The sequence below is a fragment of the Gallaecimonas sp. GXIMD4217 genome (assembly GCF_038087665.1).
Lineage (GTDB): Bacteria > Pseudomonadota > Gammaproteobacteria > Enterobacterales > Gallaecimonadaceae > Gallaecimonas.
Genome location: NZ_CP149925.1, coordinates 2027477 through 2042674 on the forward strand (window position 1 = coordinate 2027477; position 15198 = coordinate 2042674).

General features: G+C 65.6%; 15 protein-coding genes and 6 tRNA genes. 7 read left to right on the forward strand and 14 right to left on the reverse strand.

All coding sequences use genetic code 11. From position 1 onward, the window contains the following. Positions 1-52: 52 nt before the first annotated feature. Complete coding sequence (locus tag WDB71_RS09910; protein WP_341501424.1) at positions 53-1132, reverse strand: AI-2E family transporter; 1080 nt, start codon at positions 1130-1132, stop codon at positions 53-55. Next, entirely contained in the window at positions 1132-1365 is a 234-nt protein-coding gene (locus WDB71_RS09915) for a sulfurtransferase TusA family protein (RefSeq protein ID WP_341501425.1), read from the reverse strand. Before WDB71_RS09915 ends, WDB71_RS09910 begins: the two co-directional genes overlap by 1 nt. Positions 1366-1479: 114 nt before the next feature. Between WDB71_RS09915 and WDB71_RS09920 the strand changes: the two genes are divergently transcribed. Genes WDB71_RS09920 through WDB71_RS09940 form a run of 5 tightly spaced genes read left to right on the forward strand, consistent with a single transcriptional unit; the run spans position 1480 to position 6192 of the window. Beyond that, a complete protein-coding gene (locus WDB71_RS09920; RefSeq protein WP_341501426.1) occupies positions 1480-2916 on the forward strand; it encodes a M48 family metalloprotease in 1437 nt (478 codons plus the stop codon). A 42-nt stretch (positions 2917-2958) separates the two neighbouring features. Continuing rightward, entirely contained in the window at positions 2959-3306 is a 348-nt protein-coding gene (gene arsC, locus WDB71_RS09925; protein ID WP_341501427.1) for an arsenate reductase (glutaredoxin), read from the forward strand. Further along, on the forward strand, positions 3306-3866 hold the full coding sequence (gene wrbA, locus WDB71_RS09930) for an NAD(P)H:quinone oxidoreductase (protein ID WP_341501428.1): 561 nt from the start codon (positions 3306-3308) through the stop codon (positions 3864-3866). The genes arsC and wrbA overlap by 1 nt, the downstream gene beginning before the upstream one ends. Next, positions 3863-4255, forward strand: coding sequence for a DUF2069 domain-containing protein (locus tag WDB71_RS09935; protein WP_341501429.1), 393 nt, complete (start codon positions 3863-3865; stop codon positions 4253-4255). The genes wrbA and WDB71_RS09935 overlap by 4 nt, the downstream gene beginning before the upstream one ends. A 26-nt stretch (positions 4256-4281) precedes the next feature. Beyond that, complete coding sequence (locus WDB71_RS09940; RefSeq protein WP_341501430.1) at positions 4282-6192, forward strand: hypothetical protein; 1911 nt, start codon at positions 4282-4284, stop codon at positions 6190-6192. A gap of 40 nt (positions 6193-6232) precedes the next feature. On the opposite strand, the gene WDB71_RS09945 is transcribed toward WDB71_RS09940, so the two are convergent. Beyond that, positions 6233-8719, reverse strand: a complete 2487-nt coding sequence (locus WDB71_RS09945; protein ID WP_341501431.1) for an FtsX-like permease family protein — start codon at positions 8717-8719, stop codon at positions 6233-6235. Continuing rightward, the gene (locus WDB71_RS09950; protein ID WP_341501432.1) at positions 8709-9398 is read right to left on the reverse strand and encodes an ABC transporter ATP-binding protein; all 690 of its coding nucleotides are present in this window, start codon (positions 9396-9398) and stop codon (positions 8709-8711) included. The genes WDB71_RS09945 and WDB71_RS09950 overlap by 11 nt, the downstream gene beginning before the upstream one ends. On the opposite strand from WDB71_RS09950, the gene WDB71_RS09955 reads away from it, so the two are divergent. Next, positions 9397-10053, forward strand: a complete 657-nt coding sequence (locus WDB71_RS09955; RefSeq protein ID WP_341501433.1) for an arylesterase — start codon at positions 9397-9399, stop codon at positions 10051-10053. The two genes, WDB71_RS09950 and WDB71_RS09955, sit on opposite strands and share 2 nt — an antisense overlap. Before the next feature lies 1 nt (position 10054). Here WDB71_RS09955 and WDB71_RS09960 read toward each other — a convergent pair whose 3' ends face one another. The 4 genes from WDB71_RS09960 to WDB71_RS09975 all read right to left on the reverse strand — a co-directional run bounded on the left by WDB71_RS09960 (position 10055) and on the right by WDB71_RS09975 (position 12660). Then, positions 10055-10795 (reverse strand): 5-oxoprolinase subunit PxpA, encoded by a 741-nt coding sequence (locus tag WDB71_RS09960; protein ID WP_341501434.1) that lies wholly within the window; start codon positions 10793-10795, stop codon positions 10055-10057. Beyond that, on the reverse strand, positions 10779-11693 hold the full coding sequence (locus tag WDB71_RS09965; RefSeq protein WP_341501435.1) for a biotin-dependent carboxyltransferase family protein: 915 nt from the start codon (positions 11691-11693) through the stop codon (positions 10779-10781). The genes WDB71_RS09960 and WDB71_RS09965 overlap by 17 nt, the downstream gene beginning before the upstream one ends. Next, complete coding sequence (pxpB, locus tag WDB71_RS09970) at positions 11690-12328, reverse strand: 5-oxoprolinase subunit PxpB (protein WP_341501436.1); 639 nt, start codon at positions 12326-12328, stop codon at positions 11690-11692. The genes WDB71_RS09965 and pxpB overlap by 4 nt, the downstream gene beginning before the upstream one ends. A 65-nt stretch (positions 12329-12393) precedes the next feature. Then, positions 12394-12660 carry a helix-turn-helix transcriptional regulator gene (locus tag WDB71_RS09975; RefSeq protein ID WP_341501438.1) on the reverse strand — a complete coding sequence of 89 codons (267 nt, stop codon included), beginning with the start codon at positions 12658-12660 and terminating at the stop codon, positions 12394-12396. A gap of 277 nt (positions 12661-12937) precedes the next feature. Between WDB71_RS09975 and WDB71_RS09980 the strand changes: the two genes are divergently transcribed. After that, complete coding sequence (locus WDB71_RS09980; protein WP_341501439.1) at positions 12938-13666, forward strand: hypothetical protein; 729 nt, start codon at positions 12938-12940, stop codon at positions 13664-13666. 345 nt (positions 13667-14011) lie between these two features. On the opposite strand, the gene WDB71_RS09985 is transcribed toward WDB71_RS09980, so the two are convergent. The 6 genes from WDB71_RS09985 to WDB71_RS10010 all read right to left on the reverse strand — a co-directional run bounded on the left by WDB71_RS09985 (position 14012) and on the right by WDB71_RS10010 (position 15156). Continuing rightward, positions 14012-14087 (reverse strand) — tRNA-Ala (locus WDB71_RS09985). Between the two features lie 129 nt (positions 14088-14216). After that, positions 14217-14292: transfer RNA gene (locus WDB71_RS09990), tRNA-Glu, on the reverse strand. 203 nt (positions 14293-14495) lie between these two features. Continuing rightward, a tRNA-Ala gene (locus WDB71_RS09995) sits at positions 14496-14571 on the reverse strand. 129 nt (positions 14572-14700) lie between these two features. After that, positions 14701-14776: transfer RNA gene (locus WDB71_RS10000), tRNA-Glu, on the reverse strand. A gap of 127 nt (positions 14777-14903) precedes the next feature. Further along, positions 14904-14979 (reverse strand) — tRNA-Ala (locus tag WDB71_RS10005). Between the two features lie 101 nt (positions 14980-15080). Further along, positions 15081-15156: transfer RNA gene (locus tag WDB71_RS10010), tRNA-Ala, on the reverse strand. Between the last annotated feature and the right edge of the window lie 42 nt (positions 15157-15198).

Consider the following 15198-nt stretch of genomic DNA (forward strand, 5'->3'; position numbering starts at 1 on the left):
CAGGCGTTGACCACCGCTTTTACCCCAAGGGATAACAGCGCCATTGGCGACCCTAGGCTTGTGACTCGGCCCTGGGCTCGGTCGGACCATCCATGGGCCAGGCGTTGACCACCGCTTTTACCAGGGTCGCCAGGGGGATGGCAAAGAACACCCCCCAGAAGCCCCACAGGCCACCGAAGAACAGCACCGCCAGTATGATGGCCACCGGGTGCAGGTTGACCGCCTCGGAGAACAGCAGCGGCACCAGCACATTGCCGTCCAGGGCCTGGATCACCCCGTAGGCCAGCATCAGGTACAGGAATTCGCTGCCGGTGCCCCACTGGAACAGCGCCACCAGCGCCACCGGCAGGGTCACCACGGCGGCGCCTATGTAGGGGATCAGCACCGACAGCCCCACCAGCAGGCCAAGCAGCGCCGAGTAACGCAGCCCCATCAGCACGAAGACGATGTAGCTGGCCGCCCCCACTATGATGATTTCCACCACCTTGCCACGCACATAGTTGGCGATCTGCTGGTTCATTTCCGTCCACACCTGGATGGCCAGCTTGCGGTTGCTGGGCAGGAAACGGTCGAAGGAACTGAGCAGGTGATCCTTGTCCTTGAGGAAGAAGAACATCAGCAGCGGCACCAGGATCAGGTAGATCAGCAGCGCCACCACGTTGCCCAGGGAGGTGACGGTGACACCCAGGGCGGTCTGCGCCCAGCCGACCATGTGCTTCTGGATCTCGTCCACCAGCAGCGACACCTGCTCCGGCTGCACCAGGCCCGGGTAGCGCTGCGGCAGGGCCAGCACGAACTCCCGGGTCTTGTCGACCATGGTCGGCAGCTCGCTGATCAGGGTCGAGGTCTGCTTCCAGACCGTTGGCATCAGCACCAGCAAAAACAGCAACATCAGGCCGAGGAACAGCAGCAGCATCAGGCTGGCCGCCCAGGTGCGGCCCAGGCCCAGGCGCATCAGCTTCTGCACCGGCCATTCCACCAGGTAGGCCAGCACCAGGGCCACCAGCAGCGGCGCCATGAAGTTGCCGAAGGCGTAGATGATGCCGAAGCCGAAGATCAGCAACAGGAACAGGGTGATGGCGTGGGGGTCGGAAAAACGCCGGCTGAACCAGCCGGAGATCAGCTCTTTCATCAAGTCTCCTTTGACTTGCCAAGCACGGACAGTTGCACGGCACCGCCGTCAAGGGCCTGGCTTTGGTAAGCATATCCCGCTTTTTTCAGGTAGTTGGGGATATCTCGCCGGGAACCGGGGTCAGAGATCAGCACCCTGAACGGTTCGGCCCCGTCCCAGGCCCTCAGGGCCAGCTTGGTTTCCACCAGGGGCACCGGACAGCTCAGGCCACGCAGGTCGAGCGTGGTCATCATTCATTCTCCATGCAGAGACGGCGCCACATTATGGCCCTTAAGGCGCTGGAAACAAACAGGACTTTTACCTGCCGAATTGGTAAGGTGAACACATGAGGGGATAGAGTCAAATCTATGAAAGTCAAAGGGATATGTGCTGCATTGGTGCTGGCCCTGGGTGCCGCCCAGGTCCAGGGCAGCAACAACCTGCCGGAGATCGGCACCGCCAGCCTCAATGTGCTGACCCTGGAGAAGGAGCAGCTGCTGGGCGAGCTCTACACCAAGCAGCTGCGCAACCAGGCCCCCATGGTGCGGGATCCCCTGGTCACCGAGTACGTCCAGGCCCTGGGCTACAAGCTGGTGGCCCACGCCGAAAACGTGCGCAGCCCGTTCGATTTCATGGTGATCCGCGCCCACGAACTCAACGCCTTCGCCTATTTCGGCGGCCATGTGGCGGTGTTCACCAGCATCATAGAGGAGGCCGACAGCGAGGACGAGCTGGCCTCGGTCCTGGCCCACGAAATCGCCCACATCACCCAGCGCCACCTGGCCCGGGCCATGGAGCAGAGCCAGAAGAACCTGCCCCTGACCATTGCCGCGGTGGCGGCGTCCATCCTGGTGGGCATGGCCAACCCCGAAGCCGGCATGGCCGGCCTCAACGCCACCCTGGCCGCCAGCCAGCAGCTGGGCATCAACTACACCCGCAGCAACGAGCAGGAAGCGGACAGGGTCGGCTTCCAGACCCTCAACGAGGCCGGCTACGACCCCCGTGCCGCCGCCAGCTTCTTCGGCAAGATGGCCGCCAAGTACCGCTTCGTGCGCAAGCCGCCGGAGTTCCTGCTCACCCACCCCTTGCCGGAATCACGGGTCACCGACGCCCGCAACAGGGCCGAACTCTATCCCAGGCGTCCGGCCAACCCCAGCCTGGACTTCCACCTGGTGAAGATGCTGCTCAAGGCCAACTACGGCCGGGATCCCAAGGCCACCCGGGCCGGCCTGGACAAGGCCAGGCGCCACCACGAAGCGGTCTTCCCCGAGGCCCTGGACTACGGCCTGGCGCTGCTGGATCTGCAGGAGGAGCAGGGTGAACGGGCCCTGGCCACGGCCGAGCGGCTGCTGAAGAAAGACCGCCACAACCTCTTCTACCTGGTGCTCAAGGCCGATGCCCTGATGGAGCTGGACCGTGCCGAGGAGGCCGCCGCCCTGCTGGAGCACCAGGCCACACTGAGGCCCGAGCACGCCGTGGTCAGCCTCAACCTGGCCAATGCCTGGCTCAAGGCCAAGCAGCCACAAAAGGCCGCCGCCGTACTGGAGCCGCACCTGTTTCGTCGCCCGGACGACGCCCTGGCCCTGGAGCTGATGATCGAGGCCCAGGCCAAGGCCGACAACGAGGCGGCCCGGGAATACTGGCAGGCCGAGCGCATGGCCTACCTGGGCGCCTTCCGGCGCGCCATCAACCATATGCACAACGCCTACCGGCTTTACGAGGAACAACCCCTGGAGCAGCGCCGCATCGAGGGGCGCATCGCCCAGCTCAAGAACGACCAGGCCCGCCTGGAGGCCCTGAAATAAGCTGCTACAATGTCGCCCTCGTCACATTGGCAAGGAACTACCATGACCATCCAGATCTACCACAATCCCCGTTGCTCCAAGTCCCGCCAGACCCTGGCCCTGCTGGAGGAAAAAGGCATAGCGCCGGAAGTGATCCTCTACCTGGACACCCCGCCCAGCGCCGACGAGATCAAAGGCCTGCTGGCCAAGCTGGGCTTCGATTCCGCCCGCCAGCTGATGCGCACCAAGGAAGAGGAATACAAGGCCCAGAACCTGGCCCGGGTCGAGGATGAAAACGCCCTGCTGGCCGCCATGGCTGCCACCCCCAAGCTCATCGAGCGTCCCATCGTCGTCAAGGGCGACCAGGCCCGGCTGGGCCGTCCGCCGGAGCAGGTGCTGGAGATCCTCTGATGGCCCCTGTGCTGGTGCTCTATTACAGCCGAGGTGGCGCCACCCGGAACATGGCCAGGCTGATCGCCCGGGGCGTCGAGCAGCAGGGTGTCGATGCCCTGGTGCGTACCGTGCCGGCCCTGAACGGCGAGGAAGCGCCCGCGGATCCCCTGGTGACCCTGGCGGAGCTGCGCGGAGCCTCCGCCCTGGCCCTCGGCAGCCCCACCCGCTTCGGCAACATGGCGGCGCCCCTCAAGCATTTCCTGGACAGCACCAGCAGCGAATGGCTGGCCGGCACCCTGGTGGACAAGCCGGCCTGTGTCTTCACCTCCTGTGGCAGCCCTCACGGCGGCCACGAGAGCACCCTGCTGTCGATGATGCTGCCGCTGCTGCACCATGGCATGGTGGTGATGGGCCTGCCTTACACCGAGGCCGAGCTGCATCACACCACGGGTGGCGGCACCCCCTATGGCCCCAGTCACCTGGCGGCCAACGGCATCCAACTCAACGAACACGAACGCCAGCTCTGCCTCGCCATGGGACAGCGCCTGGCCCGGCTCGGTAAAGCCCTGCAAGCATGAAACCCGAACAATCCCAAACCAAGAAAATGCGCCTGCTGGCCCAGGCCGGCTACTTCGGCCTGATGCTGTGGGTGCCGGCCTGGCACCTGTGGCTGGCCCCCCATCCCGAGATCTCCCCCTGGTTCCTGATGTCGATCTGGTTCCTGCCGCTGCTGTTCCCCCTCAGGGGCATGATCAAAGGCAATCCCTACACCTTCGCCTGGGCCAACTTCCTGGTGCTGCTCTACATGCTGCACAGCCTGACCCTGCTGTGGGTGTCGCCCGAGGAGCGCTGGCTGGCCGCCGTGGAGCTGACCCTGAGCCTGATGATGTTGACCGGTGGTGCCTATTACGCCAGATGGCGTGGCAAGGAGCTTGATCTGGGCCTGAAAAAAAAGCAATCTGGCTAACAATTTTGTTAACAGAGAGCAACAGTATGCGCCGTCTTGATGTCCTCGCCCTGAGCGTTGCCACCGCCCTGCTGACCGCCTGTGGCGGCGGTGGTGGCGGTGGTGATACCAGCCTGCCCACCAACCCCGGCACCCCGACCTACCCTCCCGTTGCCGAACTGACCCTGTCCGGTGACACCCAGGTTCAGCAGGGCCAGGCCGTGGGCCTGGTGGCCCAGGTGCCGGCCGGCACCTACCGCAGCTTCCAGTGGACACGCCTCAGCGGCCCCGACGTCGACGACCAGCTGCTGTCAGCCAACTCCAAGGCCATCGGCTTCGACGCCCTCGAAGCCGGCAACTACAGCTTCCGCTTCACCGCCACCAGGGCCGACGGCAGCACCCTGACCGCCGACCACGACCTGGCCGTGGCCGGCCACAGTGGTGCCCAGCTGCAGCTGCGGGTGGACAGGGCCATCAGCGAAGGAGCCCAGACCTCCTTCCGCCTGGGCTGGAATGACACCACCCTCACCGGCCTCAGCTGGAGCCAGCTTTCCGGCCCCGAAGCCAAGCTGGAGGTCAACCAGGAAGAGCCGGTGCTGTTCGTCACCGCGCCCCAGGTCACGGGCGACCAGGTGGTGGTACTGCAGGCCACTGCCACCACCAGCGGCGGTGAAACCCTGACCGAGCAGGTGCACCTGCTGGTTGAAGACAAGGCGGAGATCACCAGCCCCTATTTCGATACCCCGCTGACCACTGTCCATGCCTATAAGGCCGACAGCCCCTACGCCGATGTGCTGCGTGGCTGCGTCTATTCCAACCAGATCACCGACAGCAATGCCTGTTACCTGAGCAAGCTGCCCGCCATCGGCATGGACACCGAAACCCCCAGTGTCGCCGACATCATGGACAGGGTGGTGGTCTCCCACGACTGGATGGGCGAGCGTTTCGAGCGCTTCCTGACCGAGCTGGATCCCAACGACGACTTCAAGAACCTGCTCAGGGCCACCAGTGCCATCGTCATCTCCCATGACGTGCGCCCCTCCTTCTACTGGGCCCTGACCGGTGCCATCTACCTGGACGCGGACAACCTCTGGCTGACCCCCACCGAGCGGGATCTCATCAACGAGCAGCCCGATTACCGTTCCAATTTCGGCAACGACCTGCAGTTCATCATGCCCTGGCGCTACGTGAAGCAGCAGGGGGACGGCAGCTATGACTATGCCTTCCGCTACTGGGATCCGGCCGCCCGCCAGACCCGCAGCTTCGAAGAGCTGGAAGCGGATCTGGGTTCCCTGCTCTACCACGAGCTGGCCCACGCCAACGACTTCATGCCCAAGAGCAAGTGGCAGACGGTGTCCATGAACCAGGAATTCTGGCGCGCCGCCGTCAACGGCCAGATCGTCTCGGAAGACCTGACCGCCCAGGATCCGCTGCTTTCCCAGAACATGAAGGATCTGGCCAAGGTCAGCTTCCATGGCGAGACCGCCACCGCCGCCCAGAAGGGCTACACGCCGAACGACGTGGCCAACTTCTTCGCCCCGGACAAGGCCAATGCCTACTACAGCTACTCCTCCACCCGCGAGGATCTGGCCATGGCCTTCGAAGAGCTGATGATGGACATGCGCTACGGCATCGAGCGCGATCAGGCGGTCACCGAGCTGGCCGAGTCCCGCTACCGCATCGCCTGGGGCCAGCGCGGCCGCATGGGTGACGCCGACATCAAGCCGCGGATCCAGTTCGCGGTGGACAACCTGCTGCCGGAAGTACGGGACGCCGCCCTGAACCACCTGGCGGTGGCGCCGGCCCCCACCCAGATGCCCACCGGCGTCAGCTGGTTCGATGCCCTGGACATCGACACCAGCAACACTGGCCAGCTGCGCGCCGCCAAGGCCCCCGTCATGGAACGCCCCATCCAGACGGGCCCAAGGCATCCTGATATGCCGCTGCCGAAGCGGTAAGCGCAAGCAACAAAAAAGGCGGCCTTGGCCGCCTTTTCTTTTAGCTCTTCACCAGCCTGGCCGGCTGGCGCCTGAGCAGCGGAACCAGCCGCAGCAGGGCCGGCAGCGCCACCCCCAGGGCCCCCAGCAGCACCGCCATGGCCGCCAGATCCCAGTGCAGCCGCACCGGCAGCGACAGCACCTGGGTCTGCAGCAGGTAGAGGCTGAGCTGGCTGGACAGGCCGGCCATCAGCCCGGCCAGGGCGCCCAGCGTCAGGAACTCCGCCCCCAGCATGGCCCGCAGGGAGCCGTTGGCGGCCCCCAGGGTGCGCAGTATGCCCAGATCCCGGCGCCTTTCGTCCATGCTGGCCTGCACGGCGGCTACCAGCACCAGCAGCGCCGAGGCCACCACCAGCAGCCACACGTATTCCAGGGCCATGGCCACCTGCTCGATGAGGTCGCGGATCTGGTTGATGATGGCGTCCACGTCGATGAGGCTGAGGGTCGGGTAGCGCTCCAGGAGCTGGCCCAGGGCCGGCCGCTGATCGGCGTCAAGGTGGAAGCTGGCGATATAGCTGGCCGGGAAATCCTCGAGCACCGCCGGGCTGAAGATCATGAAGAAGTTGGGCTGCATGCTCTGCCAGTCCACTTCCCGAATACTGGTGACCGGGGCGCTGAATTCCCGGGCCCCCAGGCGGAAGTGCAGCACGTCGCCAAGCACGACCCCGAGCCGCTCGGCCACCTGGGACTCGATGCTGACCTGGCCATCGGCGCCTTGCTGCCACCACTGGCCCGCCACCAGCTTGTTCTTGGGCGGCAGGCCGTCCCGCCAGGTCAGGTTGAGCTCCCGGTCGATGCCGACCCGGCCGTTGCCGGCCTCTTCGTCCTCCTTGGTGACCGGCTTGGTGACATCATCGCCGTTGATGGCCACCAGCCTGGCCCGCACCACCGGGTAGAGATCGCTGGCCCCCTTGCCGTTCTGGCTCAGGAATCGCTCCACCGGCGCCACCTCTTCCGGGGCCACGTTGACCACGAAGTAGTTGGGGGTGTCCGGCGGCAGGCTGGCCCGCCAGTCGGCCAGCAGATCGCTCTTGATGAGCTGGATCAGCAGCATCAGCATCAGCGCCAGGGTGAAGCTGCCCAGCTGCACCAGGGTGCTGGCCCGGCGCCTTTCCAGGCCGGCGATGGCCAGGCGCCAGATCCCGCCCAGGTGGCGGCTATGGCCCACCAGCCACAGCATCAGGAAACTGACCACCACCAGGATCAGCGCCGCCAGGACCACCCCGGCCCCTATGGCCAGGGTCATGGGCAGCTCGCCGGTGAACAGCCAGATGGCGCCAAAGAGCGCCAGGGCCACCAGCAGGTAATGCCAGAAGGCGCCGCCACGGCGTTCGGCCAGATCCTCGCGCCAGACCCGGATCGGCGGCACGCCCAGCAGCTGCCACAGCGGCCAGGCGGCAAAGGCCAGGGTGCAGATCAGGCCCACCCCCATGCCCAGCCAGACCGGCTCCAGGGTCGGCGCCGGCAGGCTGGCGGGCAGCAGTGCCTGGTAGGCCGACAGCAGCCACTGCACCAGGCCGAAGCCGGCCAACACGCCAAGGCCGGCCCCCAGCAGCATCAAGAGCCCCAACTGGCCGGCATAGATCAGCACCACCTGGCGGCGGCTGGCCCCCATGGCCTTGAGCAGGGCCACGTTGTCCACATGGCTGTCGCAATAGCGCCTGGCCGCCACGCCGATGGCCACCGCCGCCAGCAGCACGCCCATCAGGCTCGACAGCAGCAGGAAACGCTCGGCCCGGTTCAGGGCGGTGGCGATGGGCGAGCGGGAGCGCTTGATGTCGGTAAAGCTGGCCCAGGGCGGCAGCCTGGGGGTCAGCTCCTCTTCCAGGGCCTGCAGTTCGTCTTCCGGGCCACTGAGCAGGTAACGCCAGCGCACCCGCGAGCCCGGCTGGATCACCTGGGTGGCGGCCAAGTCCACCTGGTGCATCAGGGCCGGCGGCGATGCCGCAAACACGTTGAAGCCGGTATCGGGGGCCTCCACCAGCAGGGCCGTCACCTTGAGGCTGGCATAGCCCACCTCGACACTGTCCCCCACCTTGGCGCCTATGGCCTGGGCCAGGCGCTGATCCAGCCAGAGGTGGCCGGGCCTGGGCCCCTGTTGCACCACATCCTCCTGGCCGAAGGCCTGGCGGCTGATGGTGATCTCGCCCCTGAGCGGGTAATGATCGTCCACGGCGACCATGGAGGCCAGCTTCATGCCACCCTGCCCCATCAGCATGGTGGAAAAGCGGGTCTGCTCGCTGAGCTTCAGCCCCGGCACCGCCAGGGCCGACACCAGGCCATCGTCCAGGGGCTGACCGGTGCCAAGCACCAGATCGGCGGCCAGGAAGCTGGCGCCCTTGCGGCTGAAGGCCTGATCCAGGGTCTCGGCGAAGCGGGCCAGGGACACCACCGAGGCCACCGCCAGCACCACGGCCGCCAGCATGATCAGCACGTCGGGTCGCTTCAGCTCCCGGCGGAAAAGCCGCCACACCAGTTCAGGCCGCATGGGCGGCCTCCTCCAGGCGGCCGGCCTGCAGGTGCAGGGTGCGCTGGCAGCGCCTGGCCAGGGCCGGATCATGGGTGACCAGCACCAGGGTGGTGCCGAAGTCCCGGTTCAGGGCGAACATCAGCTCGGCCACCTGATCGCCGGTCTGGCTGTCCAGGTTGCCGGTGGGCTCGTCCGCCAGCAGCAGCTTGGGCTGGGTGATAAAGGCCCGGGCCAGGGCCACCCGCTGCTGCTCGCCGCCGCTGAGCTGGGAGGGAAAATGCTCCAGGCGCTCGGCCAGGCCGACCCGCTCCAACAGCGCCCTGGCATTGGCCCTGGCGTCCTTGTCACCGCGAAGCTCCGCCGGCATCATGACGTTTTCCCATGCGGTCAGGCTGGGGATCAGCAGGAACTGCTGGAACACGAAACCCAGGGTGTCCATGCGCAGCGCCGCCCGCCGGTCTTCGGACAGGTCGGCCAGGTCGACACCGTCCAGCAGCACCTTGCCGCTGCTGGGCTGATCCAGGCCCGCCAGCAGGCCCAGCAGGGTGGATTTACCCGAGCCGGAGCTGCCCATGATGGCCAGGGTCTCGCCGGCGTTGACGGACAGCTCGATGGACTCGAGAATGGAAAGCGGGGCGCCGGCCGCGGTCTGTACCGACTTCGCCAGCTTCTCTACACGTATGACAGGAGCAGCCATGCCACGATCTCTTCACTTCATCTTTGCATTGATACTGACCTTAACCTGCTTTGGATCGGCGGCCAAGACGCTGCTGGTGCTGGGCGACAGCCTGAGCGCCGGCTACGGCCTGTCCAGCCAGCAGGGCTGGGTACAGCTGCTGGCCAAGCGCCTGGATGAAGAGGCTCTTGACGTGACCGTGGTCAATGCCAGCATCAGCGGCGAAACCACGGCTGGCGGGCTGCGCCGGCTGCCGGCCCTGCTGGCCGAGCACCGGCCGACCTGGCTGTTGATCGAGCTGGGCGGCAACGACGGCCTGCGCGGTTATCCCATCGGACAAATGCGTAACAATTTGCAAAAAATGATCAGGCTGGGCCAGGACAGCGGCGCCAAGGTGATGGTCATGGAGATCTGGCTGCCCCCCAACTACGGCCCTCGCTACCTGGACGCCTTCAAGGCCAGCTTCGGCCAGGTGGCCAAGGACAACGGCGCCCGGTTGCTGCCCTTCTTCGCCAAGGACGTGGCCACCCAGGACGGCATGATCCAGGCCGACGGCATCCACCCCACGGCCCAGGCGCAACCGGCGCTGCTGGAAGCGCTCTGGCCGCACCTGCAGGCCGCCGGCATCACGGCCGACGCCACCGGGCCTGGCACCTCCCACCAGCTGACCCAGTAAGCTAGGGGCGGGCCACCGTCACCCCTTCCTGGCACAGGCGCTCGATAAGCCGGCGCGCCAGCGCCAGGGCCTGGGGATTGTCACCGTGCAGGCACAGGCTCTGGGCGCTGATGGCCAGCGGTTCGCCGGTATGGGCCAGGGCCCGGCCCCGGATCAGCGCCAGCGCCTGCTCGACCACCTCCTCCTCCGCCAGGATCAAGGCGTTCGCTTCCGTTCTCGGCACCAGGCTGCCGTCGGCCCGGTAGCGCCTGTCGGCAAAGGCTTCGCTGATCCCCTCCAGCCCTTCCCGGTGGGCCGCCAGCAGCAGCTCGCTGCCGGCCAGGCCGTAGATCTTAAGGCTGGGATCCAGATCCCGCACCGCCCGGGCGATGGCACCGGCCAGCTCGGCGTCACGGGCCGCCTGGTTGTAGAGGGCGCCGTGGGGCTTGACGTGGTGCAGCCGCCCGCCCTGGGCCTCGACCAGGGCCTTGAGGGCGCCGCACTGGTACAGCACGCTGTGGTAGCACTGGTCCGAGTCCACCCGTTGTTCGCTGCGGCCCATGTCCGGTGCCAGCCAGTGGCTGGGATGGGCACCCACGGCCACCCCCCTGGCCAGCGCCTGCCCTATGGTGGCGGCGGCCAGGACGGGGTCGCCGGCATGGCGGCCACAGGCGATATTGGCGGAGCTGATCAGCGCCAGCAGGGCCGCGTCATGGGCGGCGCCCTCTCCCAGATCGGCGTTGACATCAATGCGCTTGGACATGCTCCCTCACCCTGGCCAGGTAGGCCTGCTGCTGCCGGTAGGCCTGGACGGCCTCCCGCTGCGTGATACGCAGGAAGGCCAGCTCGTCGCCGGGGCCCAGTTGCCCCAGCTGCCACAGATCGGCCCGGCACAGCATGGCCACCTTGGGGTAACCCCCGGTGCTTTGGGCCTCGGCCCCCAGCAGGATCGGCTGACCGTCGCCCGGCACCTGCACCACCCCGGGCAGCACCCCGTGAGATGCCAGCTCCTGGCCCTGGTACCCCAGCAGGGCCGGCCCGCTCAGCCGCAGGCCCATGCGGTCGGCATGGCGGGAAACGGCCCAGGCTCCCTGCCAGAACAGGTAGCGCGCCGGCCCCGGGAAGGCCGCCTCCTCGGGCCCGGGCAGGGCCCGAAGCCGGCCCCGCCTGGGGGCGCGGATCAGCAGCGAGCCGGCAAAGCGCCGCTGTGGTTTCCAGTTCAGGACCTCGCCGTCCCTGAGCGGAGCCCCCAGGCCGGCGGCCAGATCGGCGCTGACCGAGCCCAGGAAGGGCATGCCCTCCAGGCCGCCGGACAGGGCCAGATAGGCGCGGTAGCCCTGCCTGGGCCGGGTGAAGAGCAACCGCTGCCCCGCCTCCACCGGGAAGCGCCACCAAGGGGCCACGGCGTTGCCGTCGAGGCGGGCACCGAGATCGGCGCCGGTCAGCGCCACCCAGCCGCTGCAACCGAAGCGCAGCTCGGCCATGCCAAAGGTGATCTCCAGCACCGGCGTGTGTGGCGTCTGTTGCAGCAACAGGTTGCCCAGGGTCGCGGCCAGGGGATCCATGGCCCCGGCGGCGCTGATCCCCTGGTTGCGCCAGCCGCTGCGGCCCAGATCCTGGAGGCTGGTGAGCAGCCCGGCCTTATGGATGCTTACCGTCACAACGCCACCAGTTGCACCCGGTCGCCGGGCTGCAACAGGGCCGGCGGCGACTGCTCGGGATCAAACAGGGATGCCGCGGTGCGGCCGATCAGCTGCCAGCCCCCCGGGCTCCGGCGGGGGTAGATCCCGGTCTGGTCGCCCGCCAGCGCCAGGCTGCCGGCCGGCACCTGCAGGCGCGGCTCGGCCCGCCTGGGCACCTGCAGCTGGCCACCGCTCAGGTAGGCAAAGCCCGGCATGAACCCCAGAAAGGCCACCTCGAAGGGCTGCCGGCAATGCAGGGCCACCACCTCCTGTTCGCTGAGGCCGCAGTGGCGGGCCACAAAGGGCAGATCCGGGCCTTCAATGCCACCAAAGGTGATGTCCAGCTGCACCTGCTTGCCGGGCGGAAGGCGACTCGGCCGCTGCGCCCAGATCCGGGCCAGCTTCCGGCCCAGGGCGTGGGGGTTGAGATGGGGCTTGGCCAGTACCAGGGTGAGGTTGCCCATGCCGGGCACCGCCTCCACGATACCCTGCCACTGGCACAGCTGCTCCGCCAGCCAATGCAGCTGGCGCTGGTGCAGGGGGCTGGTTTGGGCCGGGATCAGCACCAGGGCGCTGTCTCCCAGAGAGTGGATGCTCAGTTCGGTGCTGTTCATAGGGCGTTATTGCTCGGCTCTATGAACACCTTAGTTCAGCCATTGCCAAAGCCAAGCTCGGCCACTCAAGGGCAGCTGGCCTGGGCTTCCCGCTCGTTGCGCTCCAGCGGGCCCGGCTTGACCAGCAGTTGCAGGGGTACCGCATAGAAGGCGGCCAGCTCCCTGATGGTGCGATAGCTGACGTTTCGACCGGCCTCGGCCCGCTTGATGGTTGCCAGCGACAGCCGCAGCGAGCGCTTGCGGCAGGCATGGTAGAGATCTTCCTGACTCAGGCAGTTCTGCCGGCGCAGCGACTTCAACAGCCCCACATTGACCTCTTGAGTTCCCTTCATGACGTTCCCTGCTCCTTCACCTTCGTCAGAGTGAGTCTAGTGCGCGTTCGCAGGCCTTCAAGTCTGGCCAAGCACCAGAATCGTATCGCCTGGTTGCCAACCCAGGCCTGCCGGGACAGGCAGCAAATATGACAGTGCCGTAACAGTATTGACCCCATGCTGATACCAAGCTGATGCGGCGCCACGGATCCCCCGCCTCATACTTGCTGGAGCCTGCAGGGTGCAGGCTTCCCACCGGCTCGGGCCGGACCTTCTATGCATTCAAGAGGATTGAATAATGTCTAACGTCAATTGGAACAACGGCCAGCTGATCACCCTGGAACAGGGCATGACCGCCACCTGCAACGGTAACCTCAACAGCGGCCAGCTGTACTGCCTGTTCTTCTACAACGCCGCCCAAAATGACGCCGACACCACAGTGTCCGTGGTCTGGTCCAACTCCCAGCCTCCGGTCACCGTCAAGGTCCCCGGCACCACCGGCCACCAGGGCCTGGCCTCCATCTGCTTCGTGGACGGCGACCAGACCAACACCGTTTCCGTGGCCGTGACCCACGGCCAGCCCGGTGCCTCGGTACAGGCCTTCATCGGCAGCGTCAAGATGCCCATCGACACCAGCGGCATCCACAACAAGGACATGCCCGCCAACGGCCAGCCCCAGCCCCTGAACGCCTTCAGCCGCTACTACTGCGTGCCCGAGTCCCACTGGTACCAGGCCCAGGTCCAGAGCGACATCAATCAGTTCATCTTCGTGCAGCTGCAGGAGCAGAAGGCCTGCGTCAACATCGTCAACAAGCAGGTCGACCCGAGCAACATCATCGCCTACGCCGGCGACGCCAAGCAGTACGTCACCGTCAACAGCAGCGACACCCAGACCATGGCCTGGAACCTGCAGGGCAACGGCCGCCAGTTCGTGTGGATAAACGCCGACAGCATCCAGAACTCCGAGTCCGCCAGCATCACCCTGCAGTCCCTGAGCGGCCTCTACGCCGCCCACATGGGCCGCTGAGCCCCATAACGAAAACCGGCGAGGTCGTTTTTCGCCAGCTTAAGGGGCTTCATGGCCCCTTTTTTGGTGGCATCGGCAAGCATTGGGACGACTGATGTTGCAGGAGCCAAAAAGAAAAAGGCCACTCTTGCGAGTGGCCTTTTGATTGGGTGGAGCCAGCGGGATAAAGCTCGAAACCCAAAGCGCGGCTTTGGGTGCAGCTTTACGCGAGGCCCAGGATGGCCGAGCCGGAAAGAACCACCATGGACGGTAACCACCTCTAAGCCTCGGGCGGTATCCATTGGCTCTCGTTCGTTAAGCCGGCCGGAAAAAGAAAAGGCCACTCTTTCGAGTGGCCTTTGGGTTTGGTGGAGCTAGGCGGGATCGAACCGCCGACCTCTTGCATGCCATGCAAGCGCTCTCCCAGCTGAGCTATAGCCCCAAACTTTCTCTATCAGACCCACAGCTCTCTAACCCATCCCTGGTGCTGGTTTCCGGCTCGGCGTCCTGCCTCGCGTTCGATGCTGCCTATTCGTCGCATCTCACCCAGCTGAGCTATAGCCCCAAATTGTGGCGTCCCCTAGGGGATTCGAACCCCTGTTACCGCCGTGAAAGGGCGGTGTCCTAGGCCTCTAGACGAAGGGGACAAAATTTGCACTTTGCGAAACACTGCTTCGCAGCAAATTTTGTGAAGGCTTGGCTGAGCCAGCGAAGCCAAGCGGCTTCATTCTTAATCCTTCACAAAACGCTTTGCGCTGATTTTTGTGAAGGCAAGGTTTGCTGGTCAAAACCGAGCGGCAAATACCGCCCTGCCTTCTGCACCGATTCTAGGTAACCGGCGACTTTTGTTTGGTGGAGCTAGGCGGGATCGAACCGCCGACCTCTTGCATGCCATGCAAGCGCTCTCCCAGCTGAGCTATAGCCCCAAACTTTCTCTATCAGATCCACAGCTCTCTAACCCATCCCTGGTGCTGGTTTCCGGCTCGGCGTCCTGCCTCGCGTTCGATGCTGCCTATTCGTCGCATCTCACCCAGCTGAGCTATGGTTCCAAATTGTGGCGTCCCCTAGGGGATTCGAACCCCTGTTACCGCCGTGAAAGGGCGGTGTCCTAGGCCTCTAGACGAAGGGGACAAAATTTGCGCTTTGCGAAGCAGTGCTTCGCAGCAAATTTTGTAAAGGCTGGTTCTGCTGGTCAAAACCGAGCGGCAAATACCGCCCTGCCCTCTGCACCGGTTCTAGGCAACCGATGACTTTTGTTTGGTGGAGCTAGGCGGGATCGAACCGCCGACCTCTTGCATGCCATGCAAGCGCTCTCCCAGCTGAGCTATAGCCCCAAATTTCTTTATCGAACCCACGCTGCTGGATGTGAGCTCGAATTGTCTTTTTGAACCCTTGGGTTCCAAGTTGCCGCGTTACCGCCACAACTTACAGTGTTTGGTGGAGCTAGGCGGGATCGAACCGCCGACCTCTTGCATGCCATGCAAGCGCTCTCCCAGCTGAGCTATAGCCCCGAACATCCGGGGAGCCGCGCTCCCCGTCAGTGCGAGGCGCAT

Excerpts from the sequence above, each read along its gene's own strand:
- WDB71_RS09910 (WP_341501424.1), bottom strand. The coding sequence starts at position 1,132 with ATGAAAGAGCTGATCTCCGGCTGGTTCAGCCGGCGTTTTTCCGACCCC.
- WDB71_RS09915 (WP_341501425.1), bottom strand. The coding sequence starts at position 1,365 with ATGATGACCACGCTCGACCTGCGTGGCCTGAGCTGTCCGGTGCCCCTG.
- WDB71_RS09920 (WP_341501426.1), top strand. The coding sequence starts at position 1,480 with ATGAAAGTCAAAGGGATATGTGCTGCATTGGTGCTGGCCCTGGGTGCC.
- arsC (WP_341501427.1), top strand. The coding sequence starts at position 2,959 with ATGACCATCCAGATCTACCACAATCCCCGTTGCTCCAAGTCCCGCCAG.
- wrbA (WP_341501428.1), top strand. The coding sequence starts at position 3,306 with ATGGCCCCTGTGCTGGTGCTCTATTACAGCCGAGGTGGCGCCACCCGG.
- WDB71_RS09935 (WP_341501429.1), top strand. The coding sequence starts at position 3,863 with ATGAAACCCGAACAATCCCAAACCAAGAAAATGCGCCTGCTGGCCCAG.
- WDB71_RS09940 (WP_341501430.1), top strand. The coding sequence starts at position 4,282 with ATGCGCCGTCTTGATGTCCTCGCCCTGAGCGTTGCCACCGCCCTGCTG.
- WDB71_RS09945 (WP_341501431.1), bottom strand. The coding sequence starts at position 8,719 with ATGCGGCCTGAACTGGTGTGGCGGCTTTTCCGCCGGGAGCTGAAGCGA.
- WDB71_RS09955 (WP_341501433.1), top strand. The coding sequence starts at position 9,397 with ATGCCACGATCTCTTCACTTCATCTTTGCATTGATACTGACCTTAACC.
- WDB71_RS09950 (WP_341501432.1), bottom strand. The coding sequence starts at position 9,398 with ATGGCTGCTCCTGTCATACGTGTAGAGAAGCTGGCGAAGTCGGTACAG.
- WDB71_RS09960 (WP_341501434.1), bottom strand. The coding sequence starts at position 10,795 with ATGTCCAAGCGCATTGATGTCAACGCCGATCTGGGAGAGGGCGCCGCC.
- pxpB (WP_341501436.1), bottom strand. The coding sequence starts at position 12,328 with ATGAACAGCACCGAACTGAGCATCCACTCTCTGGGAGACAGCGCCCTG.
- WDB71_RS09975 (WP_341501438.1), bottom strand. The coding sequence starts at position 12,660 with ATGAAGGGAACTCAAGAGGTCAATGTGGGGCTGTTGAAGTCGCTGCGC.
- WDB71_RS09980 (WP_341501439.1), top strand. The coding sequence starts at position 12,938 with ATGTCTAACGTCAATTGGAACAACGGCCAGCTGATCACCCTGGAACAG.